Origin of the sequence: Streptomyces sp. NPDC006259 (genome assembly GCF_042870975.1) — a bacterium.
Lineage (GTDB): Bacteria > Actinomycetota > Actinomycetes > Streptomycetales > Streptomycetaceae > Streptomyces.
This window is the reverse complement of the sequence record NZ_JBIAHY010000005.1, coordinates 120,008-146,077: the sequence shown is the minus strand read 5'-3', so window position 1 is coordinate 146,077 and position 26,070 is coordinate 120,008. Positions and strand designations below refer to the sequence as shown.

Annotated in this window: 23 protein-coding genes; 12 read left to right on the top strand and 11 right to left on the bottom strand. The window is 73.5% G+C overall.

What is annotated here, in order from left to right:
• Positions 1-390: 390 nt before the first annotated feature.
• Entirely contained in the window at positions 391-1,392 is a 1,002-nt protein-coding gene (gene gap, locus ACFYO5_RS21340; protein ID WP_356569870.1) for a type I glyceraldehyde-3-phosphate dehydrogenase, read from the bottom strand.
• A 123-nt stretch (positions 1,393-1,515) separates the two neighbouring features.
• Positions 1,516-2,472 carry a GlxA family transcriptional regulator gene (locus tag ACFYO5_RS21335; RefSeq protein WP_388710735.1) on the bottom strand — a complete coding sequence of 319 codons (957 nt, stop codon included), beginning with the start codon at positions 2,470-2,472 and terminating at the stop codon, positions 1,516-1,518.
• 133 nt (positions 2,473-2,605) lie between these two features.
• On the opposite strand from ACFYO5_RS21335, the gene ACFYO5_RS21330 reads away from it, so the two are divergent.
• Complete coding sequence (locus ACFYO5_RS21330) at positions 2,606-2,992, top strand: DUF805 domain-containing protein (RefSeq protein ID WP_356569866.1); 387 nt, start codon at positions 2,606-2,608, stop codon at positions 2,990-2,992.
• A 142-nt stretch (positions 2,993-3,134) separates the two neighbouring features.
• Positions 3,135-3,416: a DUF3040 domain-containing protein gene (locus ACFYO5_RS21325; RefSeq protein ID WP_388710732.1), complete on the top strand. Its 282-nt coding sequence runs from the start codon at positions 3,135-3,137 to the stop codon at positions 3,414-3,416.
• Positions 3,417-3,742: 326 nt separating this feature from the next.
• Here the strand turns inward: ACFYO5_RS21325 and ACFYO5_RS21320 are convergent, their stop codons facing one another.
• Positions 3,743-5,206: an aminotransferase class I/II-fold pyridoxal phosphate-dependent enzyme gene (locus tag ACFYO5_RS21320; RefSeq protein WP_388710730.1), complete on the bottom strand. Its 1,464-nt coding sequence runs from the start codon at positions 5,204-5,206 to the stop codon at positions 3,743-3,745.
• A 113-nt stretch (positions 5,207-5,319) separates the two neighbouring features.
• Here ACFYO5_RS21320 and ACFYO5_RS21315 point away from each other — a divergent pair, with 113 nt between their 5' ends.
• Positions 5,320-6,597, top strand: coding sequence for a cytochrome P450 (locus ACFYO5_RS21315; protein WP_388710727.1), 1,278 nt, complete (start codon positions 5,320-5,322; stop codon positions 6,595-6,597).
• Positions 6,598-6,831: 234 nt separating this feature from the next.
• On the opposite strand, the gene ACFYO5_RS21310 is transcribed toward ACFYO5_RS21315, so the two are convergent.
• Positions 6,832-7,821, bottom strand: a complete 990-nt coding sequence (locus ACFYO5_RS21310; RefSeq protein ID WP_388710724.1) for an SDR family oxidoreductase — start codon at positions 7,819-7,821, stop codon at positions 6,832-6,834.
• Between the two features lie 281 nt (positions 7,822-8,102).
• On the opposite strand from ACFYO5_RS21310, the gene ACFYO5_RS21305 reads away from it, so the two are divergent.
• The 3 genes from ACFYO5_RS21305 to argG all read left to right on the top strand — a co-directional run bounded on the left by ACFYO5_RS21305 (position 8,103) and on the right by argG (position 10,869).
• Positions 8,103-9,014, top strand: coding sequence for a polysaccharide pyruvyl transferase family protein (locus ACFYO5_RS21305; protein ID WP_388710721.1), 912 nt, complete (start codon positions 8,103-8,105; stop codon positions 9,012-9,014).
• A gap of 136 nt (positions 9,015-9,150) precedes the next feature.
• Positions 9,151-9,291, top strand: coding sequence for a hypothetical protein (locus ACFYO5_RS21300; protein WP_356569854.1), 141 nt, complete (start codon positions 9,151-9,153; stop codon positions 9,289-9,291).
• A 123-nt stretch (positions 9,292-9,414) separates the two neighbouring features.
• On the top strand, positions 9,415-10,869 hold the full coding sequence (gene argG / locus ACFYO5_RS21295; RefSeq protein ID WP_356569852.1) for an argininosuccinate synthase: 1,455 nt from the start codon (positions 9,415-9,417) through the stop codon (positions 10,867-10,869).
• A 99-nt stretch (positions 10,870-10,968) separates the two neighbouring features.
• Here the strand turns inward: argG and ACFYO5_RS21290 are convergent, their stop codons facing one another.
• Together ACFYO5_RS21290 and ACFYO5_RS21285 are read right to left on the bottom strand one after the other, a co-directional pair.
• Positions 10,969-11,748, bottom strand: coding sequence for an SDR family NAD(P)-dependent oxidoreductase (locus ACFYO5_RS21290; protein WP_388710716.1), 780 nt, complete (start codon positions 11,746-11,748; stop codon positions 10,969-10,971).
• A gap of 100 nt (positions 11,749-11,848) precedes the next feature.
• Complete coding sequence (locus ACFYO5_RS21285) at positions 11,849-12,733, bottom strand: alpha/beta fold hydrolase (RefSeq protein WP_388710713.1); 885 nt, start codon at positions 12,731-12,733, stop codon at positions 11,849-11,851.
• A 293-nt stretch (positions 12,734-13,026) separates the two neighbouring features.
• Between ACFYO5_RS21285 and ACFYO5_RS21280 the strand changes: the two genes are divergently transcribed.
• A complete protein-coding gene (locus ACFYO5_RS21280) occupies positions 13,027-13,482 on the top strand; it encodes a hypothetical protein (RefSeq protein WP_388710710.1) in 456 nt (151 codons plus the stop codon).
• A 51-nt stretch (positions 13,483-13,533) separates the two neighbouring features.
• On the opposite strand, the gene ACFYO5_RS21275 is transcribed toward ACFYO5_RS21280, so the two are convergent.
• On the bottom strand, positions 13,534-14,964 hold the full coding sequence (locus ACFYO5_RS21275) for a tannase/feruloyl esterase family alpha/beta hydrolase (protein ID WP_388710707.1): 1,431 nt from the start codon (positions 14,962-14,964) through the stop codon (positions 13,534-13,536).
• Between the two features lie 164 nt (positions 14,965-15,128).
• A complete protein-coding gene (locus ACFYO5_RS21270; protein ID WP_388710705.1) occupies positions 15,129-16,592 on the bottom strand; it encodes a PHB depolymerase family esterase in 1,464 nt (487 codons plus the stop codon).
• Positions 16,593-16,857: 265 nt separating this feature from the next.
• Here ACFYO5_RS21270 and ACFYO5_RS21265 point away from each other — a divergent pair, with 265 nt between their 5' ends.
• Positions 16,858-17,355: a peptidylprolyl isomerase gene (locus ACFYO5_RS21265; RefSeq protein WP_388710702.1), complete on the top strand. Its 498-nt coding sequence runs from the start codon at positions 16,858-16,860 to the stop codon at positions 17,353-17,355.
• A 168-nt stretch (positions 17,356-17,523) separates the two neighbouring features.
• Here ACFYO5_RS21265 and ACFYO5_RS21260 read toward each other — a convergent pair whose 3' ends face one another.
• Complete coding sequence (locus ACFYO5_RS21260; protein WP_388710699.1) at positions 17,524-18,108, bottom strand: L,D-transpeptidase family protein; 585 nt, start codon at positions 18,106-18,108, stop codon at positions 17,524-17,526.
• Positions 18,109-18,358: 250 nt separating this feature from the next.
• Here ACFYO5_RS21260 and ACFYO5_RS21255 point away from each other — a divergent pair, with 250 nt between their 5' ends.
• Positions 18,359-19,414 carry an RICIN domain-containing protein gene (locus ACFYO5_RS21255; protein ID WP_388710696.1) on the top strand — a complete coding sequence of 352 codons (1,056 nt, stop codon included), beginning with the start codon at positions 18,359-18,361 and terminating at the stop codon, positions 19,412-19,414.
• A gap of 126 nt (positions 19,415-19,540) precedes the next feature.
• Here the strand turns inward: ACFYO5_RS21255 and ACFYO5_RS21250 are convergent, their stop codons facing one another.
• Positions 19,541-21,280 carry a sigma-70 family RNA polymerase sigma factor gene (locus tag ACFYO5_RS21250; RefSeq protein WP_388710693.1) on the bottom strand — a complete coding sequence of 580 codons (1,740 nt, stop codon included), beginning with the start codon at positions 21,278-21,280 and terminating at the stop codon, positions 19,541-19,543.
• Between the two features lie 815 nt (positions 21,281-22,095).
• On the opposite strand from ACFYO5_RS21250, the gene ACFYO5_RS21245 reads away from it, so the two are divergent.
• Complete coding sequence (locus ACFYO5_RS21245; protein ID WP_388710690.1) at positions 22,096-23,262, top strand: S1 family peptidase; 1,167 nt, start codon at positions 22,096-22,098, stop codon at positions 23,260-23,262.
• An 87-nt stretch (positions 23,263-23,349) separates the two neighbouring features.
• Here the strand turns inward: ACFYO5_RS21245 and ACFYO5_RS21240 are convergent, their stop codons facing one another.
• Positions 23,350-23,871, bottom strand: a complete 522-nt coding sequence (locus ACFYO5_RS21240) for a GNAT family N-acetyltransferase (protein ID WP_388710687.1) — start codon at positions 23,869-23,871, stop codon at positions 23,350-23,352.
• Between ACFYO5_RS21240 and ACFYO5_RS21235 the strand changes: the two genes are divergently transcribed.
• Positions 23,870-24,460 carry a helix-turn-helix domain-containing protein gene (locus ACFYO5_RS21235; RefSeq protein WP_388710684.1) on the top strand — a complete coding sequence of 197 codons (591 nt, stop codon included), beginning with the start codon at positions 23,870-23,872 and terminating at the stop codon, positions 24,458-24,460. The two genes, ACFYO5_RS21240 and ACFYO5_RS21235, sit on opposite strands and share 2 nt — an antisense overlap.
• On the top strand, positions 24,457-25,701 hold the full coding sequence (locus ACFYO5_RS21230) for an MFS transporter (protein WP_388710682.1): 1,245 nt from the start codon (positions 24,457-24,459) through the stop codon (positions 25,699-25,701). The genes ACFYO5_RS21235 and ACFYO5_RS21230 overlap by 4 nt, the downstream gene beginning before the upstream one ends.
• Positions 25,702-26,070: the final 369 nt, after the last annotated feature.

Here is a 26,070-nt window from a genome sequence, read left to right as displayed (position 1 = left end):
TCCCGCAGAGTCGTCCGCTGCGGGGAAGCGGCCGCACCACGGTCGCGCGAACGCGCCAACACCCTGCCTCATGACGCTGACAGGGGCTTCGGGCCATCGGCCCGATGCCCCTCCTGCGCGTGACGGCGGCCGAACGGGCCACGGGGCGCGGCGAGTCCGGGGTCCGGGCGGCACCGGGGGCATCGGTTCCCCCGCCGCGGACGGCCGTCAGCGGGGGCTTCGTGCGCGACGCGGCAGCGGCGAACCCGGCCGACGCGCTCGCGACACACGACACCGGCAGCAGCGCAACGTCAACGGCAACAGCAAGCCTCCCGCCCCGGACGAGAGGGCCCGTCCGTGCGCCGGCCGCCGCGTACCGCGGTCCCGCGCCGGGCGCAGGAGCGGTGTCCGTCAGCCGGTGGCGGCGAGCAGTCCGAGCGTGTCGATGACGCGGTGGGAGAAGCCCCACTCGTTGTCGTACCAGGCGACGACCTTGATGTGACGGCCGTCGACGCGGGTGAGGGCCGAGTCGAAGATCGAAGAGGCCGGGTTGCCCACGATGTCGGCCGACACGAGCGCGTCCTCGGAGTACTCGAGGACCCCGGCGAGGGGACCTTCGGCGGCGGCACGGTAGGCCGCCAGCACCTCGTCGCGGGTCACGTCGCGGGCCACGGTCGTGTTGAGTTCGACGATCGAGCCCACCGGGATCGGCACCCGGATCGAGTCGCCCGACAGCTTGCCCTCGAGGTTCGGCAGGACCAGCCCGATCGCCTTCGCGGCACCCGTGGTGGTCGGCACGATGTTGACACCGGCGGCGCGGGCGCGACGCGGGTCGCGGTGCGGGCCGTCCTGGAGGTTCTGCTCCTGGGTGTACGCGTGCACCGTGGTCATGAAGCCGTGCTCGATCCCCGCGAGGTCGTCGAGGACCGCGGCCAGCGGTGCGAGCGCGTTGGTCGTGCAGGAGGCGTTCGACACGATCGTGTGCAGGTCCGGGTCGTACGCGTCCGTATTGACGCCGAACGCGAGGGTGACGTCCGCGCCGTCCGACGGCGCGCTGACGAGCACCTTCCTCGCGCCCGCGTCCAGGTGGGCGCGCGCGGCCTTCGCCGACGTGAAACGGCCGGTCGCCTCCAGGACGATGTCGACGTTCAGCTCGGCCCACGGCAGCCGTGCCGGCTCACGCTCGGCGAGCACCTTGATGCGGTGGCCGTCCACGACGAGGGTGTCCCCGTCGGCGCTCACCGGGCGGCCGAGACGGCCGGCCGTCGAGTCGAAGGCGAGCAGCCGGGCGAGGGTGGCGGGCTCGGTGAGGTCGTTGACCGCGACGACCTCCAGGCCGGTGTCGCGTTCCAGCAGCGCGCGCAGCACGTTGCGTCCGATACGGCCGAATCCGTTGATGGCGATGCGAGTCATGAGTGGTGTCCCTTCCATTCGCTTCCCCCAGGCTCGCGCGCCGCCCACGACCGGGACAGCGGCGAGATCGCCACGGTTCGAAAGGATCGCGCCACGGGGGTGCCTCGGACGGATGCCGGCCGGTCACTCGCCCCGGGTGAAGGTGCGCCGGTACTCGCTCGGCGTGGTGCCGAGGATGCGCTGGAAGTGCGTCCGAAGATTGGCGCCGGTGCCCAGGCCGACGTCGGCGGCGATCTGCTCGACGCTCCGCTCGGACCGTTCGAGCAGTTCACGGGCCGCGTCGATACGTGCGCGCATCACCCACTGCACGGGTGTGTACCCGGTGTCCTCGACGAAACGCCGCGAGAAGGTGCGGGGCGAGACCGCCGCGTGCCGGGCGAGGTCCGTGAGGGTGAGGGGGGCGCCGAGGCGGCGCAGCGCCCACTCGCGGGTGGCGGCGAACCGCTCGCCGAGCGGCTCGGGCACACTGCGCGGCACGTACTGCGCCTGGCCGCCGCTGCGGTACGGGGCCGCGACGAGACGCCGGGCCGTGTGGTTGGAGGCGCCCACTCCGAGGTCGCCGCGCAGGATGTGCAGGCACAGGTCGATGCCGGAGGCGGCGCCGGCCGAGGTCAGCACGGTGCCCTCGTCGACGAAGAGGACGTTCTCGTCGACCCGTACCAGCGGGTGCCGGGCCGCCAGCGCCCGGGTGTAGTGCCAGTGCGTGGTGGCGCGCCTGCCGTCGAGCAGACCGGTCGCGGCCAGTGCGAAGGCGCCCGTCGAGATGGCGGCGAGCCGGGCCCCCCGGCCGTGGGCGGCGATCAGCGCGTCGACGACGGCGGGCGGCGGGTCGTCGCGGTCGGGGAACCGGTGGCCGGGGATGAAGACGATGTCGGCCCACTCCAGGGCGTCGAGCCCGTCGGCGACGTGGTACGACAGTCCGTCACCGCCGGTCACCAGCCCCGGAGCCGCACCGCAGACCCGTACCTCGTACGGCATGCTCGCTCGCGTCGTGAACACCTGGGCGGGGATGCCCACATCCAGCGGTTTCGCCCCTTCGAGGACGAGGACGGCGACACGACGTAGACGGGGGGCCTGCACGGGACCAGGTTACCGGCGACGATCACCGGACCTCCCCGCCGGTATCTCGATTGACGGGTACACGTCCGCCCACCTAGGTTTCGCGGCGTTCCTGATCAACAGGACCGTCGCACATCGAATCCCGGGGGCCGCAGTGAGCTGGTACTTCAAGGTGCTCGGACAGTACGCCGTGTTCCGCGGCCGTGCCCGCCGCAAGGAGTACTGGATGTTCACCCTGGTGAGTTCGGTCGTCTACATCGCGCTGATGTTCGCGGACGACCACTTCGGCAACGACTGGCCCACCCTCTCGTACACCGCGGCGACCGCGCTGCCCACCCTCGCCGCCACGGTCCGCCGCCTGCACGACACCGACCGCTCCGGCTGGTGGGTGCTGATCGGCGCGATCCCCTGCGTCGGCATCATCGCCATGCTCGCGCTCACGTCCAACGAACCCACCCCCGGCCAGAACAGGTACGGCCCGAATCCCAAGGAGACCCCCTTCTTCGCCGACGCGGTCCCCGACCGACCGGTCGCCGACTGACCGGTGGCCGACCGGCTGCGGACGGGAGCGTTCCTCGGCATGGGCCGTTCCCTCCGTCCACGGACTGCCGGGCCACCCGTTAACTCCGGTGCCTCCCGGGCACTCGCCGGGCGTCCGCTCGGTCGTCGCGGGAGGAGGGACAGTGGCTGCCGGCCGACTTTCCGATCGGGAACGGCGCGTCCTGGAGGAGATCGAACGCGCGCTGCGCCGCGACCGTCGCCTCGATCGACGACTGCGCGCCTTCCACCTGCCCCCGGCCCGCCCGCGCCCGCGTACGGCACTCTTCCTGCTCGCCGTGTCCGTCACGTTCATGGTGACCGGGATCGTCACCTCCGAACCCGCCGTGATCTGGGCGTTCGCCGCCGTGTGGCCGGTGACCCTGGTGACGGTGTTCCGGCTGCTGTGCCGCTGGACGGACGGCTAGCGGTATCGCCCTGTGAAGTGGGGGACGCGGCCGGCGGCTGGTGATCGTCGTGCCCGAGCCGGGGAAGCGAGAGGTACGACACCGGCGAGCACGGACCGCGCTACGCCGGCCGACCTCCCGGCGCCGTCCCGCATGCTCGTCCCCGTCCGACCCCGCTCGGCCATCCCCCGGACCGACCCGGCCCGACCCGCCCGGCTCCGGGTGGCCGAGCGGGGTCGGTCTGTGCACAGCCTCGACGGTTCCGTCCCGCCCGTCCCGCCTGTTCCGTCCCTTCGGTCCGTCCCGCCTGTTCCGTCCCTTCGGTCCGTCCCGCCTGTTCCGTCTCCTCAGTGCTGTCGCACGACGCGCAGCGTCTCCAGCGAGGGATCGGCCGCGTCCGGGATGAGGACGCCGTGCTCGACTCCGCTGCGGAGGTGGTCGAGGACCTCGGCGGTGATGACCTCGCCCGGAGCGATGACCGGCACGCCCGGCGGGTACGGGCTGATCGTCTCCGCGGCGATCCGCCCCGCCGCGCGCTCCGCCGGCACGTGGTCCACCTCGGCGAAGAACGCCTCGCGCGGCAGCATGGCCTGTTCCAGCTCCAGGACGGAGGATTCCGGCAGGTGGACCGGCGGCTGCCGTTCGATGGAGTCGGCGCCGTCGACGAGGGCGCGCAGGGCGTCCAGGAGGATCTTCTCGGTCTCGTCGTCGTCGCCATGGGTGATCGAGGCGCTGATGCGGCAGGTGTCGGAGCCACCGACGTCCACGTGCCGCCGGTCCCGCAGCCACTCGGCGGCCTGCATACCGCTGATGCCGAGTTCCCGTACGTCGATCACGATCTTGAGGGGGTCGAAGGAGGCGGCGAGCCCCTCCTCGACCACCTCCTCGCCCATCGGCCGCAATCCCGGCAGCTCACCGGCCGCGACCCGGATCCGCTCCGCCCGCTGGAGCGCGGTCCCCAGGAGTTCGTGCCCCTGCTCGACCATCTGGCGGCGCCAGCCGTCGAGCGTCGCGTAGACCAGGGACGAGGCGCTCGTCGTACCGAGCAGGTCCTCCCGCTGCTTGAGCGCCTCGGCCGAGACGCGGTCGTACTGGAGATGGAAGACGGAACTCTGTTCGATCGCGCCGCCCATCTTGTGGACGCTGGTGACCACCAGGTCGGCCTCCGCGTCGATGCCCCAGGGCGGCAGCGCGGGGTGGAACGGCAGGTGCGCGCCCCACGCCTCGTCGACGATGAGCGGGACGTCGAACTCGTGGCACACCCGGGCCACGCCTTGGATGTCCGCGCAGGTGCCCCAGTCCGTGGGGGTGATCAGCAGCATGCCCTTGGCGTCCGGGTGCTCCTCGAGGCGACGGCGTACGTCGTCGGGCTCCGGCGGGTGGGCGAGGTGGCGCTCCTCGTCGAACTTCGGGTGGACCCAGATGGGTTCGACACCGTTGACGACGACGGCCGCGACCACGGACTTGTGCGCGTTGCGCGACAGCAGCAGCTTCTCGCCGGGGCCGGCGACGGCCAGCATGGCGGTCTTGACCGACAGGGAGCTGCCGCAGGTGGAGAAGAACGCCTGCTCGGCACCGACCGCGTCCGCCATGAGTTCCTGGGCCTGGCTGAGCACGCCTTGGGACTGGCGGCGGTCGTCGAGGCCGTTGAGGGACAGGACGTCGGAGCGGAACACGTCGAGGCCGACGATCTCCGCCACCCGCGGGTCCACCCCGCGGCCCTGCCGGTGCCCGGGCGGGCCGTACGACACGTCTCCCCGGAGCCTGAACTTCTGCAACGCCTCCAGCACCGGAACCCGTGAGTGATCCATTATTCCTCCTGGTGGGGAGCGCTCCGAGTACCCTGCGGCCCGGCGGGGGAACCCTGCGTCGTCGCCCGGCCGCTCCGCGTTTCCGGCCGGGGCCGACGGGCACTCGCGGAGCCATGAATCAGAGTCGTCGCCCCCCACTCGCCGACAGCTCGCTTCCCCTCCTGGCCAAGGGGTACGCCTGGCTGCCCGACCGCCGGCGCCGCACCGCGAGCCCTGTCGTACGCACCCGCCTGATGGGACAGCACGCCGTGGCCCTGCACGGGCCGGACGCGGTGCGCTTCTTCTACGACGAACGCCACGTGGAACGCGGAACGGCGCTTCCCGGGCCCGTGCTGAGCACCCTGTTCGGGCACGGGGCCGTACACACCCTGGACGGCGGGGCGCACCGCGCCCGCAAGGACATGTTCCTCTCGCTGCTCACCGGCCCGCAGGCCGTCGCCGGAGTGGTGGAGGAGGTCACGAAGGCGTGGGACGAGGCGGTGCCGTCGTGGTCCGGCCGTCCGTCGGTCGTCCTGTTCGACGAGGTGAGCCGCGTCCTCACCCGGGGTGTCTGCCGGTGGGCCGGCATTCCGCTGGACGACGCCGACCAGGTGGCGCGGTCCATGGTCGCCATGGTGGACGGTTTCGCCACACCGGGGCCGCGCCACTGGCGGGCCCGCCGGGCCCGTGCCCGCAGTGAGGCGTGGCTGGGGCGTCTGGTGGAGGACGTACGGGACGGCGATGCCGTCGCGCCGGCCGGGTCGGCGCTGGACGTGGTGGTCCGGCACCGGGACGCCGACGGCAGGCTGCTCGACCCGCACACCGCCGCCGTCGAACTGCTGAACGTCATCCGCCCGACCGTCGCGGTGTGCTGGTTCGTCAGCTACGCCGGACACGCGCTGCACCGCGGTCCGGCCATCCGGGAACGGCTGTGCCAGGACGACTCCGCCTACGCCGTGGCCTTCGCCCACGAACTGCGGCGCTTCTACCCCTTCGCGCCCTTCCTCGGCGGCCGGGCCGTCACCGATCTGGAGTGGCGGGGAGAACCGATCCCGTCCGGCGCGCTGGTCCTGCTCGACGTGTACGGCCAGAACCACGACCCCGAGCTGTGGACCGATCCGTACACCTTCGCACCGGAGCGCTTCCTGGGAAGGCCGCCCGAGCGCGACGAACTCGTCCCCCAGGGCGGCGGCGACCGCTCCTCCGGCCACCGCTGCCCCGGCGAGGACATCACGATCGCTCTGCTGAGCGCCCTCGGGCCACGGCTGGCCCGGCTGGAGTACGCCGTGCCCGAACAGGACCTGCGGATCCCGCTGAGCCGCATGCCCAGCCGTGTACGCAGCGGATTCGTCATTGAGGGGGTCCGCGTCCCGGCGCCGGCCCGCCAGGAATCGGGGCGGGTGTCCGGCTGAGGTCCGTCGGCACATCGGCGCGTTCTTAGGGCCCCGCCTGACGGCGGGGCCCGTTCGCGCGCCGGCGGCCGCCTCCCGGATCACGACGCACCTTAGTCACGAACCAGCTGACGAACAGGGTCATGAAAAAGGGGCCCCTTCGGCCGTGCGCCGCGCGTCGGCGGACGTGGCACACGGCCGGAGAACGCCGGTCAGGGCCCCGGTCAGGCCCTCGGGGCCGGTCAGGGCCCCGGGTCAGCGGCCCGCCTGGACCCGGCCCACGCGGCGCCCCGCGGTCACGGCCGCTCCCGCCAGCGCCGCCGCGACGGCCGTCCTGCGCACCGCGGTCCGTCGACGCCCGTGCCAGCCGCCGTGCACGGAGCCCTCTCCGGGGGCCGGTACGTGCAGCGCGCCGTGCGTGGCGGGAGCCGTCTCGTCCTTGTCCAGGTGGCCCTTGTCGGTCTGGCGTGCCATGGCCCGTTCCGCCAGCGCCGGCGCCATGCGGGACTGGCGCACCAGGGCGCGACCGGCCGGGCCGACCACCACCTCGCGGCGCGGACGGCGTACGAGAGCCACGATCGCGTGGGCCACCCGCTCGGGGCTGTAGACCGGGGGCATGGCGACCACCTTGCGCCCGGTGTAGTTGGCCGACTGCTCGAAGTGCGGGGTGTCGATGGTCGCCGGCATCACCGTGCACACGTGGATGCCCTTCACCCCCTCCACCCGCAACTGCTGGCGCAGGCTGGACCCGAGGCCCCGCACGGCGTGCTTGGACATGCTGTACGGGTGGCTGTACGGCTGCGAGACGGCGCCCACGATCGACGAGATGTTGATCAGCGTCCCCGTACCCTGCCGACGCATCACCGGCAGAACCGCTCGGGCCCCGTGCACGTAACCCATCACGTTGACGTCGAGGACCCTGCGGAAGTCCTCCAGCGGCACGTCCTCGAAGCGGCCGAAGGCGTTGACGGCCGCGTTGTTGACCCAGACGTCGATCCGGCCGAACTCCTCCACCGCGCGCCGTGCCAGGTTCTCGACCGCCTCGACGTCCGTCGTGTCGGTCGGCACGACCAGCGTCCGGGCCCCGCGGTGCTTGGCGCACTCCTCGGCGGCCGCCTCCAGTGCCTCCTCGCGGCGCGCCGCCAGCACGACGGCGCAGCCCTTGCGGGCGAATGCCTCGGCCGTGGCCCGCCCGATCCCGCTGGACGCTCCGGTCACCACCACGACCTGGTTGCGCAGTCCCATCCCGTACCTCCTCGGCTCTGTCGGAGCCGGACGCCTGATGTCCGGCCGCACACGGCGGGACGAGTACCCGGCACCGCCGGGTCCTCTCCGCGTTCCGTCGTCGAACCCTCGTGAGGACGTGGGGAGAGGAACCTGGCCATGGTTCCCCCGTCCTGTCCGGTGCATTTCGGCGCCGCGCCCCGACGGTGCGGGTGCGGGTCTCGGCGCCACGCCCGACGGTGCGGAGACCGGCCGCGCCCGGCCGTGATTGCCGACCGGACCACGGGGGCACCCGGGGCGCTGTGGCAGAGCGCACGCGGATCCTGCTGACCGGGTGGTTCGGCTTCCTGGACGGGGAGGCGACCGCCGGGGACGTGCTGGCGCTGGAGCGGGTGCGGGACGTGCTGCTGCGCGCCGGGCTGGACCACGACGTCGCCTGGAGCCCCGGCTTCCGGCCCGCGGGACCGCATCTGGCGCGGCTCCGTCCCGAGGACTACTCCCATCTGGTGTTCGTCTGCGGTCCCCTGCACGGGCCGCAGATCGAGGAGCTGCACCGGCGGTTCGCGCACTGTGTGCGGATCGCCGTCGGTACCTCCGTCGTCGACGTCGGGGGTCCCGCCGTCACCGGCTTCCACCGGGTGCTGGCCCGGGACGCCCCGGACACCGTGCCCACCACGGATCTCGCGGCCCGCGCCCCCGCCCTGCCCGCGCGACCCGTGGTCGGGGTGATCCTCACCCACGGCCAGCACGAGTACGGGGCGCGCCGGAGGCACGAGCGGGTCGCCGAGGAGGTGACGCGCTGGCTGTGCGGCCGGGACTGCGCGCGCCTGGAACTGGAGACGCGGCTCGACGTGCACGACTGGCGGCTGTGCGCGACACCGGCCCAGTTGGAGGCCGTGCTCTCCCGGCTCGACCTGGTCGTCACCGACCGGCTGCACGGGATGGTGCTCGCTCTGCGCGCCGGGGTTCCGGTGGTGGCCGTCGACCCGGTGGAGGGCGGCGCGAAGGTGACGGCGCAGGCACACGCCTGCGGGTGGCCCGCGCTGGTGCCCGCCGAACGGCTCGACGAGGCGGCGCTGGACCACTGGTGGCACTGGTGCGGGACCTCCGGCCGTGACCTCGCCCGCGAGATCGGCGCCGGATTCCGCCGGGATGCCGCGCCGGACGCGGCGGACGGTCTCCTCCAGGCCCTGGCGCGCGACCCCGCCGATTGAGCCGGAAGCCGCCGGGGCACCCGGGGCACGACCCCGGCGGTCCGGGCGGCCGGTCCGGGTCCTTCCGGTACACCGACGACCGCACACCGACGACCGCCACGACAGCACGCGAACGACACCGTTGAGGAGCCTCTCCATGAACGACCACACCCCCAGCCAGGCCGAGGGCGAGCCCGACGAGCCCGACGCCGGGAACAGGACCGACGTGCCCACCCCCGAGCACCCGACACCGTCCCAGGCCGAGGGCGACCGGGACGACGAGCCCGACACCGACTAGCGAGACAACGGCGAGGCCACCACGGCGAGCGACGGCGGCGAGGGCACCCCACAGCGAGGCGGCCCCGGCGAGGCGAAGAGAACTCTCTTTGCATGATCATGCGAGATGCTGCATACTCTTCCTATGTCCAAGGTCCTCACCTCCCTTCCCGCCGGCGAGCGCGTCGGCATCGCCTTCTCGGGCGGCCTCGACACGTCCGTCGCGGTCGCGTGGATGCGCGACAAGGGCGCCGTCCCCTGCACCTACACGGCCGACATCGGCCAGTACGACGAGCCCGACATCGCGTCGGTGCCCGGCCGTGCGAAGACGTACGGCGCCGAGATCGCGCGTCTCGTCGACTGCCGCGCGGCGCTGGTCGAGGAGGGCCTGGCCGCACTCACCTGCGGGGCGTTCCACATCCGCTCGGGCGGACGCGCGTACTTCAACACCACGCCCCTCGGCCGCGCGGTCACGGGCACCCTCCTGGTCCGGGCGATGCTCGAGGACGACGTCCAGATCTGGGGCGACGGCTCGACGTTCAAGGGCAACGACATCGAGCGGTTCTACCGGTACGGGCTGCTCGCCAACCCGCACCTGCGGATCTACAAGCCCTGGCTGGACGCGGACTTCGTGACCGAGCTGGGCGGCCGCAAGGAGATGTCGGAGTGGCTGGTCGCCCACGACCTGCCCTACCGCGACAGCACCGAGAAGGCGTACTCCACGGACGCCAACATCTGGGGTGCCACCCACGAGGCCAAGACCCTCGAGCACCTCGACACGGGCGTCGAGACCGTCGAGCCGATCATGGGCGTGCGGTTCTGGGACCCCTCGGTCGAGGTCCCCACCGAGGACGTGACGATCGGCTTCGACCAGGGCCGCCCGGTCACGATCAACGGCAAGGAGTTCGCCTCCGCGGTCGACCTGGTCGTCGAGGCGAACGCCATCGGCGGCCGGCACGGCCTCGGCATGTCGGACCAGATCGAGAACCGCATCATCGAGGCCAAGAGCCGCGGCATCTACGAGGCGCCCGGCATGGCCCTGCTGCACGCGGCGTACGAGCGTCTCGTCAACGCGATCCACAACGAGGACACCCTCGCCCAGTACCACGCCGAGGGCCGCCGTCTGGGCCGGCTGATGTACGAGGGCCGCTGGCTGGACCCGCAGGCGCTGATGATCCGGGAGTCGCTCCAGCGCTGGGTCGGCTCGGCCGTCACCGGCGAGGTCACCCTGCGGCTGCGGCGCGGCGAGGACTACTCCATCCTCGACACCACGGGCCCGGCGTTCAGCTACCACCCGGACAAGCTGTCGATGGAGCGCACCGAGGACTCCGCGTTCGGTCCGGTGGACCGGATCGGCCAGCTCACCATGCGCAACCTCGACATCGCCGACTCGCGCGCCAAGCTGGAGCAGTACGTCGGCCTCGGCCTGATCGGCACCGGCAGCCCCGCCATGGGCGCCTCGCAGGCGGCCGCGACCGGCCTGATCGGCACCATGCCGGAGATGCCGCAGGGCGGCGCCGAGGCCATCGCCTCACGCGGCGAGGTCTCCGAGGACGACGAGCTGCTGGACCGCGCCGCCATGGAGTTCGGCACGGACTGATCCCTCGACCCCCGAAGGCCGGCCGGACGCACCGGCCGGCCTTCGCGTCGTGGAGGCGGGGCCCCGCGCCGACGCGCCGCGCGGGTCGACGGGCCCCGCTCAGTGGGCGGAGAACCCGCCGTCCACGAAGACGGACTGCCCGGTGACATAGCCGGAGGAGCGGCCGGCCAGGAACACCGCGGCACCGGCGAAGTCGTCGGCCAGCCCGTTGCGCCCGACCATCGTGCGCGCGGCCAGCGCCGCCACCTTCTCCGGGTCGGAGGACAGCCGTGTGTTCAGCGGGGTCATCACGAAGCCGGGCACCAGCGTGTTGCAGGTGACGCCGTACGGCGACCAGGCCTCGGCCTGGGAGCGGGCCAGCGACTCCAGCGCCCCCTTGGAGACGCCGTAGGCGCCACTGTCGGCGAACGCCCGGTGTGCCTGCTGCGAGGTGATGTGGATGATCCGCCCGTAGCCCCGCCGGGCCATGCCGGGACCGAACCGACGGCCCAGCAGATGGGGCGCGTCCAGGTTCACCGCCATCGTCGCGTCCCACACCTCCTCGTCCAGCTCGCTCATCGGCGGACGCAGGTTGATCCCGGCGCTGTTGACGAGGATGTCGGGCTCGCCGAACACCGCGACGGCCCGCTCCGCCGCCGTACGCACCCCGTCGCGGGTGCTCAGGTCGCCGGCCACCCAGCCGGCGCGGCAGCCGTCCGCCGTCAACTCGTCCACGGTGGCGGCGAGTTGCGCTTCCCCGCGGGCCACGACCACCACGCTCGCCCCCGCTCGCGCGAGTGCCCCGGCGATGCCCTTGCCGATGCCGGAACTGCCGCCCGTGACCACGGCGGTCAGGCCGTCCAGCGAGAACAGTTCGGAGAGGTAGTCGCGCGATGTCATGACCGCACCCTAGGCGTCCGGTGCACGGCGACGGGGCCGGGGGACGCCACGGACGTCCGCCGCCTTCCGGTGCCGCGGGCCGGGGAGGCGGCGGCACGCGTCAGACGGCGGCCGCGTCGGCGGGGTGCTCGAGGGAACTGAGGTAGGGCAGGTCCGTCAGGGGCCGACCGGTGCAGAAGCGGAGGATGAGGTCGGCGTGGGCCACGTCCTGCTCGAGGGTGAACATATGGTCGGCGTCGCGGAACGTCGCGAACGGGGCGTTCAGTTCACGGGCCAGCTGCCGCCCCTGGGCCGGGGTGGTGAGGTGGTCCTGCTCGCCCGTGTAGACCACGGCGGGGACGTCGAGGGCGATCGGTTCGTACCACTCGTGCAGCAGCATGCGGGCGTTGTGGTCGCAGGCCTTGGCGAGGTCCTGGCGGCTCTGGGTGCGGAACTGGTGACTGAGCATCCGCCAGACCGCCGAGTGGCGCGGGATGCGGCGGTCGGGCGGCTTCACGAACGTCGACATCAGGCTGTCGGCGAGTTCGTCGCGCCGGTCCTCCGCGACCATCGCCCGCCACTGCGGGATCATGCCCAGGTAGGGCTGCGGCAGCCGTCCCGTCATCGCGCCGAGCAGCAGCCGTGACACGTGCTGCGGGTACCGCTGGGCGCAGCGCAGGGCGATCGCGCCGCCGTAGCACGTACCGAGCAGGTTCGCGTCGCGGATGCCGAGTTCGACGAGCAGGTGGCGCAGGGCCGCGGCGAGGAAGTCGTAGCCGTGGGCGGCGGGGAGCGGGTCGGAGGCGCCGAAGCCGGGAAGCTCGACGGTCACCAGCGAGGCCTGCCCGAGCAGCAGCTTCTCGTAGTTCGCCCAGGAACCGCGGTCCTGCATCATGCCGCCGATCACGACGAGGGGCCCGGTGACCGGGTCGGGCGACTCGGTCACCCGGCAGAGATACGTGAACCCCTCGAACTCGAGCCGGTGTTCACGCCTGCGCCCGGTCATCGTCGGCTCCGTCGGCCACGGTCGTGACGAGCACGGGTACCACGGGCTTGCACGGTCGCCCGGGTCGGCGGGACCGCTGTGGTGAGGGCATGTTCCATGGGAGGTTCAACGCCCGCTCCGCCCTCCGCGTCACGCTCGCCGGTGGGGCGACTTCCGCCGCGGGGTCCGGCGGGACGGAGACCGGAGCCCGCCGCCCGTGCAACCGTCGAGCCGTTTCAGGCGTCTTCCTCATCAAACGGAATGATCCGGGACGAACTCGGTCATCCACCTCACATCGTTCCACGGGGGAACACATGAACACGGCTCGCAAGCGCGACCACCGCCGGACCCGGCTCGGCGTGACGGCGGCCCTCGTCGCCCTGTCGGCGACCGTGCTCGGCGCCGCCGGGGCGTCGGCCGCCGGCACCGCCGCGCCGCAGTCACGGCAGATCGCCTCCTCGGTGCTCGGCGGCGACTACAAGATCACCCTGACCGCACTGCGCTCGGCCGAGGACGAGTACGCCGCCTCCGTGCGCCTTCAGGTCTTCACACGGACGGGCGGCGCCTGGAAGGAGACGGACCGTGTCACCGTCGGCGACCCGGAGGGCTGGTTCTGGTACCCGCTCACCGGCAAGGGCGCCGTCTGCGCGTTCTCGACGGCGAGCACCGAGCCGGCGCCGCTCACGGTGAGTCTGCTCCTCACGCCGTCCCTCGGCTGCTCCGACCCCGCGCACTACGTGGTGAAGGACGGCCGGGTGTTCGCGGGCTGACCACCGGCCCGGCTCGCCGGTTCCCTCGGCGGCTCCACGCCACCGGGCCGGTCACCCGTCGAGGGGGCAGTCCCTGAGCAGGGTGGCCGCGTCGGCGTCCGCGGGCCGCGCGACCGTACGGCCGGCGGGCGGGCGGTGGCCGGTGGCGAGCCAGGTCTCCAGGGCGGCGAAGGCCGAGCGGTGGCAGGGCAGCAGGGGGCGGAGCCGGTCGGGGAAGCTGTCGAACAGGGCGTCGGTGTGGGTGCCGCCCTCGACGCGGTAGTAGCGCAGCAGGCCGCCGCGGCCCGCCTCCCGCACCATCCGGGCGTAGACGTCGGAGTCCCGGGCGATGGGCAGCAGGACGTCGAGGGTGCCGTGGATCGTGATCAGCGGCCTGCCGATACGGCCCGTCAGCGCGACGCGCTCCACCGCCGCCCGCACCCCGGCGGGACGGGCCGGGTAGTCGTAGTCGGCGTCGCAGCCCGGGACCGACCCCGGTGCGCAGTACGGCGTGCCCGCCTCGGTGGCGCCGTCGAAGGCGGGGTCGAACTCCTCGCGGTAGACGCGCTGGGTCAGGTCCCAGTAGACCTGGTGGTGGAACGGCCACAGGAACTCCGAGCCGGCCGGGAAACCCGCCCGGTGCAGTTCCGTCCGCGCCCGCTCGGCGGCGGGGCCGCCGGCGGCGTGGGCGGGGTAGTGGCGCAGGGCCGACGGCAGGAACGTGAACAGGTTGGGGCCCTCGGCCCGCCAGAGCGTGCCCTCCCAGTCCACTCCCCCGTCGTACAGTTCGGGATGGTTCTCCAACTGCCAGCGCACCAGGTAGCCGCCGTTGGACATTCCGGTGGCGAGGGTGCGGGCGGGCGGCCGGTGGTAGCGCCGGGTGACCACCGTGCGGGCGGCCCGGGTGAGTTGGGTGAGCCGGGTGTTCCATTCGACGACGGCGTCGCCGGGACGGACGCCGTCCCGGTGGAAGGCGAGCCCGGTGTTGCCCTTGTCGGTGGCGGCGTAGGCGTAGCCGCGGGCCAGGACCCAGTCGGCGATGGCCCGGTCGTTGGCGTACTGCTCGCGGTTGCCGGGGGTGCCGGCCACGACGAGTCCGCCGTTCCAGCGGTCGGGCAGTCGGACGACGAACTGGGCGTCGTGGTTCCAGCCGTGGTTGGTGTTGGTGGTCGAGGTGTCGGGGAAGTAGCCGTCGACCTGGATGCCGGGGACCCCGCTGGGGACCGTGAGGTCCTTCGGGGTCAGCCCGGCCCAGTCGGCCGGGTCGGTGTGGCCCGAGGCGACGGTGCCGGCCGTGGTCAACTCGTCCAGGCAGTCGGCCTGTTGATAGGCCGCACCCGGCACCCTCAGGTGGGAGAGGCCCGCACAGTGACCGGTGACGTCGCCGGGGGCCGACCCGGCGTCCGCGGGTGAGGGCAGCAGGGCCGCGGCGGCGGCCAGGGCGACGGCGCCCAGGGCGGTACGCCGTCTCGTCGGCGGGGCGGCGGCGGGGAACAGGGCCATGAACGACCTCCGGAGGAAGCGGACTCGACGGCTGGAGGCTAGGCGGCACGAGAAGTCGCCGGACATGTGTGCGCCCGCCATGATGGCCCTGCTCATCGAGTGGGCTGACGCCATGCACGGCTGCCGGTTGCGTGGACGGCGCCGACAGCCGTGCCCGGCCCGGGTCAGGGGCAGGCGGTGTCGGCGACGGTGAAGTGGCCGACGGGTGACTCCCTCAGGGTGTGGGTGACGAAGGTGTTGTACAGGCCCATGTTCTGGCCGGATCCCTTGGCGTAGGTGGAGCCGCCGCCGGTCGTGGCACGCCCCGCACGGACATGGGCGTAGTTGCTCGCGGTCCAGCAGGCGGCGGTGGCACCGGTGGTCCGCGCGGTGACCGTGGCCGACAGCGGTCCGGCGCCGCCGTCGGCGTCGCGGGCGGCGACGGCATAGGTGTGGGTCGAGCCCGGTGACAGGCCGGTGTCGGTGTACGAGGTCGAGGCGGGCGCGGCGACCGGCGAACCGTCACGGTGGATGACGTAACCGGCGGCTCCGTCGACCGGGTTCCACCCCAGGGTGACGGTGGTGTCGGTGGCGCCGGTCGCGGTCAGGGCGGTCGGGGCGGGCAGCGAACCGGACGGGGGGCCGGGCTCCGCCAGCCCGAAGAAGTGCGTGATCCAGTAGCTGGAGCAGATGGAGTCGAGGAAGTAGGGCGCTCCGGTGCTGCCGCACTGTTCGGGGCCGCTGCCGGGGTCGACCGGGGTGCCGTGCCCGATGCCGGGCACCCGGTTCACCTCGACGGCCACCGTACCGTCCGCCGCCGCGTACTCCTCGTGCCGCGTCGAGTCCGGCCCGATCAGCGAGGTACGGCTCGGCACCGGGGAGAGTCCGTGCAGCGCGGTCCACTGGTCGCGCAGTTCGTCGGCGTTGCGCGGTACGACGGTGGTGTCCCGGTCGCCCTGCCAGACGGCGACGCGCGGCCACGGGCCGGTCCACGAGGGGTGGGCGTCCCGGACCCGCCGAGCCCACTGGGCGGGGGTCAGGTCGACGCCGGGGTTCATGCAGGTGTAGGGGCCGGTGTCCCTGGCGCAGTCGTACGGCAGGCCGGCCACGACGGCGCCGGAGCGGAACACGTCCGGATAGGCGGCGAGCATCACCGCCGTCATGGCGCCGCCGGCCGACAGGCCGGTGACATGGATCCGGCGGGGGTCCGCGCCGTAGGCGGAGACCGTGTGCGCGGCCATCTGCCTGATGGAGGCGGCTTCTCCCTGGTCTCTGCGGTTGTCGGTGGCCTGGAACCAGTTGAAGCACTTGTTCGGGTTGTTCGAGGACGTCGTCTCGGCGAGGACGAGGAGGAACCCGTACCGGTCGGCGAGTCCGGGCAGCCCCGAGTTGTCGGCGTAGCCCTGGGCGCTCTGGGTGCAGCCGTGCAGGGCGATCACCACGGCGGGGTGCTCGGCCAGGGACGGGGGCCGGTGGACGTACATGGCCAGCCGGCCGGGATCGGCGCCGAAGTCGGTGACCCTGGTCAGGCCGACGGCGGCGTGGGAGTGCGGCGCGGGTCCGGCCAGGGCCGCGACGAGCGCCAGGGTCATGGCGGCCAGGAAACGGGACAGCGGTGCGACGGCTCGGCGGGATGACGGCGACTGCATGGCGGCTCCCTCGGTGACCTGCGGGGGCACCGGCCCGGCTGAGCGGCCCGGTGTCCGGCACCGTAGGGGTGGTACGGCGGGCGACGGTATGGCCGTGGGCACCACAGCCTGCCGGGCGCCGGGTGGATCCGGACGGGTTGCGCCGCCCCAGGGCACCTGCTAACCGGCCGCCGGCGCCCTGGTAGGGGCGTGTCCGCGGGCCCGCGTCCCCGACACGAGGGGGGCTGGATTCGGCAGCCGTCGCCGGAACGTGCAGGATGGGGGCATGACGACCAAGGTCTATTTCGACATCACCATCAACGGCGAGCCCGCTGGGCGCATCAACTTCAACCTGTTCGACGACGTCGTGCCGAAGACCGCGGAGAACTTCCGCGCGCTGGCCACCGGCGAGAAGGGCTTCGGCTACGCCGGTTCCTCCTTCCACCGCGTGATCCCGTCCTTCATGCTCCAGGGCGGCGACTTCACCCGCGGCGACGGCACGGGCGGCAAGAGCATCTACGGCGAGAAGTTCGCCGACGAGAACTTCAGCCTCAAGCACGACCGGCCCGGCCTGCTGTCGATGGCCAACGCCGGCCCGAACAGCAACGGCTCGCAGTTCTTCGTCACCACGGTCGTGACCGACTGGCTGGACGGCAAGCACGTGGTGTTCGGCGAGGTCGCCGACGACACGAGCATGGAGCTGGTCCGCAAGATCGAGTCCCTCGGCTCGCGCAGCGGCGCCACCTCCGCGAAGATCACCATCGCGGCCTCCGGCCAGCTCTGATCCGGCCGCCCCATGGGCCGTCCCACGGTCGGCCGGCCCGTGCGGCGCTCGTCACGTCCCCCGGATCACCCGCACGCGGGCACGTCCCGCCCGGGTGTCCGGGCGGGACGTGCCCGCGTGAGCGGTCTAGGGGGCGTGCCGCGCGGCGGGGCGGGGCGGCGAGTCCGCCTACTTGACCGTGAGGGTCTTCGGCCAGCCGTAGCGGCCCGCCTTGGCGAAGAGGTTCTTGATGTCGGCCGGCTTCAGTTTGACGCAGCCGTTGGAGTAGTAGTCGCTCGTGCCGTCCCAGCGCTCCGACTCGATCCGGCCCTGCCCGCCGTTCGGCTTCATCTCGCTGTGCACGAAGAGTTCCGTGCGCTTGGTGCCGCCGGCGCCGTTGTTCCGGCACCGCTTGTCGGACACCTTGATGACGTAGCCGTTGATGATGCCGTCGAAGTTCGTGCGGTGGAACTCCACCTTGTACTTGCCGTTGGGCAGCCAGCCCTGGGCGGTGGCGCACGCGTTCCTGCTGCCGTTGCCGGAGCCGGCGCGGTACGAGGCGACCGTCTTGTCCGCCGCGTGGGGCACGCTCTTCATGAGGTAGAGGCGGGAGTTGACCGGGTTCGCCGAGTTCTTCTTGAAGTACAGATAGTAGCCGCCGCTCGCCGCCTGGGCCGCCGGCGCGGTCAGGGCGGACGTCGCGGTGACACCGCCGAGCAGGGCCGCCGTGAGGGCGAGCGGGGTGACGCGGGCACGCAGGCTGTTCGTGCGCATGCCGAACTCCTTGTCGTCAGGCTGTACGTGGGTGGAAGTGCCGTCGGCCGGCCCACCCCCGTGGGCCCGGTCGCGGCGACTGCAACCGAGCCTGGGCGGACGGATCTTGTCCGGCAAGGGCCGGGCCTGTCCGGGACAGCCGCGCGCCTGTCCGGGCTGGTCGGGCAGGGGACGGGCGGCCGGTCCGGACAGCCTGCATGTGGCCGGGAGCGTCGTTGCCGGCTGCGACACACGTGACGAGAATGACGGGATGACGATCTCGGGGGGATCGGACCCGTGTGAGGCACGTACCGCGTCCGAATTCGTCACGCTGCTGCGGCGGTTGAAGGACGGCAGCGGCCTGACGTACCGGCAGCTCGAACAGCGGGCCGCCGCGCGCGGTGACGTGCTGGCGCGCAGCACCGTGGCCGACGTGCTGCGGCGGTCGGCGCTGCCCCGCGCGGAGCTGGTCACCGCGCTGGTGCGGGCCTGCGGCGCCGAGGCGGACCTCCCCCGATGGCTCGCGGCCCGTGAGCGGCTCGCCTCGACGCAGGACGAGGCGGCGCGGGACGAGCGGGAGCCGGCGACGGCGGCCGGGGCGGACGACTCACCGGACTCAGCCTTACTCGACTCACCCGACGACGATGCCGTACGTCGTCGTCGGCGCGCTCCGGCCGACAGCAGCCGGGTGGAGACGGCGGCGCTCGTCGCCCTGGCGTCGCTCTGCACGGTCGCCCTGCTGGTCGTGGCCGCGATCGTGCTGCTGCCGAGGGACGACGACGCGCCCGCCGGTGAGAGGACGGGGAGCCGGTCGTCCGTGGAGCCGACGCCCGCCGCGGCGGGCCCCGGCCCGGCCGCGGGGTACTCCCGCATCCGTCCCGTGCGCGCGCCGGGGCTGTGCCTGACGGAGGGGGACGTCCGGATGACCGGCGCCGACCGGTCGAAGACGGTCGCGGTCCAGCGGCCCTGCGACCAGGCGGTGCCGCCCCGGACGTACCTCCAGCGGCAGGACGACGGGCTCTACCGCATCCAGTGGCGCCATCCGCAGCTGGGCACCGGGTGTCTCACCGTCCTCACCGCCGGGGCGTACCGCGGCACCCTGGAACCGTGGGACGACTGCCGGGCCGGCGGGTCGGCCCAGCTGTTCCGCATCGAGCGGGCGGGCGGGCCGGGACAGTGGCGGCTGCGTCCGACCCTGGACGGCGGGCTGTGCCTGGGGATGCGCGGGGCGGCCACGGAGCCCGGAACCGTGGCCGTGGCGGAGCGGTGCGCCACCGGCGCGGACACGGCCCAGGTCTTCCTGATCGGGAGCGAGCCGGCCGGCTGAGCCGGCGGGAGCGACACGGCCGTGGTCGGTGCCGGACGCCTCAGGAACGGCCGGGGGCCGTACCCGCGCCATACCGTTTGCCGGCGGCGGGCGGGCGCCCGGTCCGCCCGGCGGGACGGCGCCCGCTCACAGCTTGGCGCCGAAGTTCTGCGTCCACCACGGCCCGCCGGCGCCGTCGTGGATGCCCACGCCGATGTTCTTGAAGGCGCAGTTGAGGATGTTGGCCCGGTGTCCGGGGCTGTTCATCCACGACGTCATCACCGACTCGGCGGTCTGCTGGCCCTTGGCTATGTTCTCGCCGTAGGTGGACCAGCGGTAGCCGGCGGCGGTGATCCGCTTGCCGGGGTCGGCGCCGTCCGGGTTGGTGTGGTCGAAGAAGTCGCGGGCGGCCATGTCCGCGGAGTGGCCCTGCGCGGCGTTCCGCAGCTTGGCGTCATCGGTCAGCGGGCCGCAACCGGCCGCCGCCCGCTCCTTGTTGACCAGGGCGATCACCCGTGCCGCGGTGCCGGACGGAGCCGACTGCGCGACCGGGGCGCGCGACGCGCCCGGCCTCGGCGCGGGCGCCTTCGCCGTGGACGGCGCGCTCTTGGACGCCCGCGGACTCGCGGAGGCACGCGGGCCGGGGGACTTCGAGGCGGACGCGGACGGCGACGGAGAGGCTGAGGATGAGGATGAGACCGACGGGGAACTGTCGGGGCTGGTGCGGGGCGTGGCGAGATCCGTGAGGAGCACCTCCTCGGCGGTCCGTGCCGCGGTCCGCCCGCCGGGCTCGTCGCCCGGCCCGCCGCCGAAGTGGTAGAGACCGCCACCCGCCACACAGGCGGCCACGATCGCCCCGCCGACGGCACGCCGCCGGAAGCGGCGCCTGCGACGTGCCGCGCCGCGGGCGGTGGTCTGCGCGCCCCCGGAGCGGTGCCTGCCGACGGGCGGTACGGACGCCGGGGACGTCCCGCCGGTGACGGGGCCCTCACCGGTACCGGGGCCTTCGCCGGTGACAGCGTGGCCGCCGGAGACAGCGTCGCCGCCGGTGCCGAACGGCGAGGCCGATCCGGCCGCGGCCACGGCCGAGGGGTCGTAGGCGGCGCGGATCCTCCCCGCCAGCGCGGGCCCCACCGCCACCAGCGCCAGGCCGGCGAGCAGCCCCTCTGCGGGCAGCAGTCCGCTCCACAGGCCCGAGCAGCCGGTGCAGCCGCGCGCGTGCCGGGCTATGCGCTTGCGCCACAGCGCCGAGGGCCGTCCGTCCCAGCCCGCCAGCACGCCCCGCAGTTCTCCGCAGGGCGGCTGGGCGTCGAGCGCCCGCACCACCACGCGGGCGGCCTCCAACTGCGCCTTCATCCGCTGCACGCGGACGGCGGCGTGCTGCGGGGAGAGTTCCAGGGCCTCGGCCACCTCGGCACGGGTCAGCGCACCGGCGCACTCCAGCCACCACAGGGACAGCAGGCTCCGGTCGTCGGGCTCGAGCCAGCGGGTGGCGCGCGCGGTCTCCTGACGCTGGCCCGACAACTGGAGCCGCATCATGGTGAGGTCGACGAAGTCGGCGCCCGGGTCGGCGAGGTCGCCGGCCTCCTCCACGGGTTCCTGGGCGGACTGGCGTTGCTGCCAGTGCGCGCGGATCTGGTTCATGGTGATCGCCACCAGCCAGGACCGGAAGGCCTCGGGGTCGCGCAGCGCGGCCAGCGAGTCCAGGGCGCGCAGCATGGTCTCCTGCACCACGTCGTCCACGTCCACCGAGCCGTTCAGCGCCCGGCCCACGATGTTGTAGACCAGCGGAAGGTACGCGCCGACCAGAGCGTCCTGTGCCGCCGGGTCGCCCCCTCGGGCAGCGGTCACCAGTGCCGCCGACTCCACCGTGTGCTGAGTACTCATTGCCGCTTCCCTGTCGTCGATGCCGAACGTTTGCTGTCCGTGACAAGGGAGATCTCTGAGGCAGCCTCGGATAACAGTTATTCGGAAATACGTGTGAGGCGATGTTCACCGCACCGCCCCGTAGCCGCAATGGGGACGGTCACACCGGCATCACCTTGCGCACGGTGCGCGAGTCGGTCACGTCCGGGACCGCCCCGCCCCCACCTGCGGCGCCGACGGCCGCGTCCCGGACCGGGCCGGCCCGGATCGCGGTGTCCGCCCGGTGACTCGCGGGGCGGCGCGTCCCGCGCACGCTCCTCCGGGCGCGTCCGTACGGGTGGCATCGGCCGGGCGGCGAAGCGGCTCGGCGGTGGCCGGCGTTGTGCAGGGCCCAACCATCACCTCGGGAAAGGCACTTCGATGCGCCGTACGCTCCTTCTCGCCGTCTGCGCCCTGATCACCGCCGCCGCCACCGGATTCTTCGCCACCAGCGCCATCCGCAGCCGCTGAGCCACCGTCGCCCACCAAGACCCGGACCGAACCAGCGGCACCCGGAGCCCGGCAAAACCCGGACCGAACCAGCGGCACCGGCAAAGCCCGGACCGGACCGGCGGCGCCCGGAACGAACCGGCCCAGCCGACCCAGCGCCTCGGCGCACGCCTCCCCCGCGTGCGCCGAGGCGTTGGCGCACGCGGGGAGTCCCCGAGAAGCGAAGTCGTGCCATTGGCATGGACCTGCCCATGGTGCATGGCTACGCTCTACCCATCCGTACGAGAGCGCTCTCAGAACCGGTTGTTCCACCCCCACCTTGTCGGAACGACGAAGGGGCAACTCCCGTGAGACACCGCAGACTCAAGTACGCCGGACTCGCCGTCCTGCTGATGGCCGGCGGCTGGACCACCGGCTCCACCCTGCCCGCGGCGGCGACGGACTCCCCCGCGCCGACCGCGGCGGACTCCAGGCCGGTCTCCCCCGGACTGCTCACCGCGATGCGCCGCGACCTCGGCCTGTCGGAGCGTCAGGCGCGCGAACGGCTCGCCGCCGAGCGCACCGCCACCGCCGTGGAGCCGCGCGCCCGCCGGGCCGCCGGAACCTCCTACGGCGGCGCGTGGTTCGACGCGGAGGAAGGGCTGCTGACCGTGGCGGTCACCTCCGACGCCTCCCCCGCCACGCTGCGCGCGGTCCGCTCCACCGGCGCCGCCGTACGCACCGTCGAACACAGCGCGCGCGAACTCGACGCCGCCAAGGCACGCGTCGACCGGCTGACCGCCCCACAGGGCGTGAGCAGTTGGCATGTGGACCCCGAGGCCAACACGCTGGTGGTCGAGGTGGTCCGGGACAGGGTCTCCGACAACGATGTCCGCCGGTTCGTGTCCCGGGCGCGCGAGGCCGGGCCCGTCAGCGTCGAGACGGTCGCCGCCGCGCCGCGGACCTTCGCGGCGGGCACGGTCGGCGGTGACCCGTACTACACCGGCAACGTCCGCTGCTCCATAGGCTTCTCGGTGCACGGCGGGTTCGTCACCGCCGGGCACTGCGGCCGGCCGGGCGCCGGTGTCAGCGGCTGGGACGGCTCCTACGTCGGCGCGTTCCAGGGCTCGTCGTTCCCGGACAACGACTACGCCTGGGTGAACGTGGGCAGCGGCTGGTGGACCGTACCCGTCGTGCTCGGCTGGGGGACCATCCCCGACCAGCTCGTGCGCGGCTCGGCCGAGGCGCCGGTCGGCAGTTCGATCTGCCGGTCGGGTTCCACGACGCACTGGCACTGCGGCAGCGTGCTGGCCAGGAACGAGACGGTGAACTACAGCCAGGGCGCGGTGCACCAGATGACGAAGACCAGCGTGTGCGCCGAGCCCGGCGACTCCGGCGGCTCGTTCCTCAGCGGGGACCAGGCCCAGGGCGTCACCTCGGGCGGCTGGGGGAACTGCGGCAGCGGCGGGGAGACCTGGTTCCAGCCGGTCAACGAGATACTCAACCGCTACGGGCTGACCCTGCACACGGCCTGACCCGCGGCGGACCCGGGGGCCTCGGCCGGCAGCGGGGCCGCGCCCCCGGGTCCGCACGACGGCGCCATCACGCCGATCGCCGCGAGGTCAGTCCTCCAGCGCCAGCCGCATGATCGTGAGGTCGAACCAGCGCCCGAACTTCAACCCCGCCTCGGGCACCGTGCCGACCTCGGTGAACCCGAACCGCCGGTGCAGCCGGATCGACGTGGCGTTGCCCGACTCGATTCCGGCGATCATGCTGTGATGCCCGGCCCCGCGTGCCGCGTCGACGAGGGCGCCCAGCAGCGCGCGGCCGATGCCCAGCCCCTGGCTGTCCTCACGGACGTAGACGGAGTTCTCCACGGTGTGGCGGTAGCCGTCGAGGTCGCGCCAGGGGCCGTAGACCGCGAACCCGACGACCTCGCCGCCCAGCTCCGCGACGAGCGCCGAACCCCGGGCGAGGTGCGCGGCGAGCCAGGCAGCCGCGTCGGCCGGTGACTGCCGGGTGTCGGTCCACAGGGCCGTCGAGGTGGCTACGGCGTGATTGCGGATGGCGCGGACGGCCTCGCCGTCGGCCGCGGTTGCCGGACGGACCCGCACCACCTCGCGCTTCTCATATATTGTCACCATGTCCAACATAGTAGATCCCCTGGTGGGGCGGATCGCCGTCCGCGTCCGCACGGAGCGCGAGCGGCTCGGCTGGACCCTCAACCAGCTGGCCGAGGCCTCCGGCGTCTCCCGTGCGATGATCCACCGGATCGAACGGGGCGAGAGCAGCCCGACGGCCGTCGTGCTCGGCAAGCTGTCCGCCGCCTTCCGGCTCAGCGTCTCCTCGCTGCTGGCCCTCGCCGAGGGCGAGGCGCACGGGCCCGGGAGCACGACCGGGGTGCGCCGGCACGGCGAGGCGACCGAGTGGCGCGATCCCGAGACCGGTTACCGCCGCCGGCAGATCACCGGCCCCGGCTTCCCCGTGGAGACCGCCGAGATCCGACTGCCCGCCGGAGCGGCGGTGTCCTACCCGGCGGCGTCCTTCGCGTTCGCCCGGCAGGTGGTGTGGGTGCTGGACGGTCGGCTGACCTTCCACGAGGGCGCCACCGGCCACGATCTCGGCCCCGGCGACACCGTGGAACTCGGCGAGCCCGCGCCCTGCACCTTCGCCAACGACGGCGACGCGGAATGCCGGTACGTGGTCATCCGCGCCCAGGCCGACCGGCCGTGACCGGCCCGGCCCTCCCCCGGTACGGCACCGCGCTGCTCGCGGCCACGGCGGCGACGGCGATCGCCAACAACTACGCCCTCCAGCCCGCCCTCGCCGACGTGGCCGACGACCTCGGACTGTCCGCGACCACGACGGGGCTCATCCCGACGGCCACCCTCGTGGGCTGCACTGCGGGATTCGCGCTGCTGCTGCCCCTCACCGACCGGGTCGCCCCGCACCGGCTGGTCGGCGTCCAGCTGTGCGTCCTGGCGGCGGCGCTCACGCTGGCCGCCGCCGCGCCGAACGCCCCGGTCCTGCTGGCCGCCCACCTGCTCATCGGCGCGATGGCCGGGGTCGCCGCCCAGGCCGGTGCCATCGCCGGCCGGTACGCCGCACCCGGCCGGCGCGGCAGGGCCATGGCCACGGTCGCCACCGGGTTGTCGGCCGGCATCCTGCTCAGCCGCTGGGCCGGCGGAAGCCTGGCCGACCTGCTCGGCTGGCGCCGCATGCTGCTCGTCCTCGCCGGTGTCGCCCTCCTCGGCGCGCTCGCCACCGGCCGGCTCCTGCCCCGCGACCGCCCGCGGCCCGAGGGCGGCTACCCCGCCGCGCTCGCGGCCCTGCTGCCACTGCTGCGCCGGCACCGTCCGCTGCGCCGCGCCGTGGTGCTGGGAGGCCTGTGGTACTTCGCCTTCAACGTCGTCTGGGTGGCCCTCTCGCTGACGCTGGCGCGTCCGCCGTACTCCCTCGACGCCACCGGGGTCGGCCTGTACGGCCTGGCCGGGCTCCTCGGGTTCGCCGCGCTGCCGTTCACCGGCCGGCTGATCGACCGGTACACGCCGGGCAGGGTCACCGGCGGGGCCATGGCGGCCGCCGCGCTCGGCACGGCCGTCCTGGCCGCCGGTTTCCCGCACCCCGTCCCGACCGTGCTGGGGCTGGCCCTGTTCGACGCCGGCTGCTTCGCCGCGCAGGCCGCCAACCAGAGTGCCGTCGTCGCCGTGGACCCCCACCGCTCCGGCGGTCTGACCGGTGTCTACCTCGTGCTCTACTTCGCCGTCGGCGCGCTGGGCACGGCCGCCACCGCGCCGCTCCTCGACACGCTCGGCTGGCGGGGCACGATCCTCACCGCGCTGGCCGCCCTGCTCACCGCCGGCGGGCTCGCCGCCGCCCACCGCGGAACACCCCGACAGGACGACGACGGGGTAGGGGCCGGGGTCGGGGTCGGGGAGAGCCGACACCGACCGGACGCTCTCCCGCGCCCGTGACCGAGCGCTTGCCGCGTCATCGCGGTCGGCGTACCCCCGCCCGCATCGCTTCGGCGGCGACCGATGCGTTCCGGCAGGGGGTCCGGTCCGCCCTTGTACGAACCACCCCGCGCACCGGCGGCCCGGCGGACGGAAGGCGGAGGCCGGACGGCGGACGGCGGACGGCGGACGGCGGACGGCGGACCACCATGAGCAGCCTGGACGAGCTCCTGCGGCGCCCCGTCGACGACGGTGACCGTCCTGCTCACCCGGATGGCGATGGCCGGCCCGGCCCGCCCCGCCCGCCGTGATGCGTGACTTCTGGCAGCCGGCCGCCCAGGGGTGACGTCCACGGCCCGCCTGCAACCGCTGTGGCCGAGAACGTGTCTT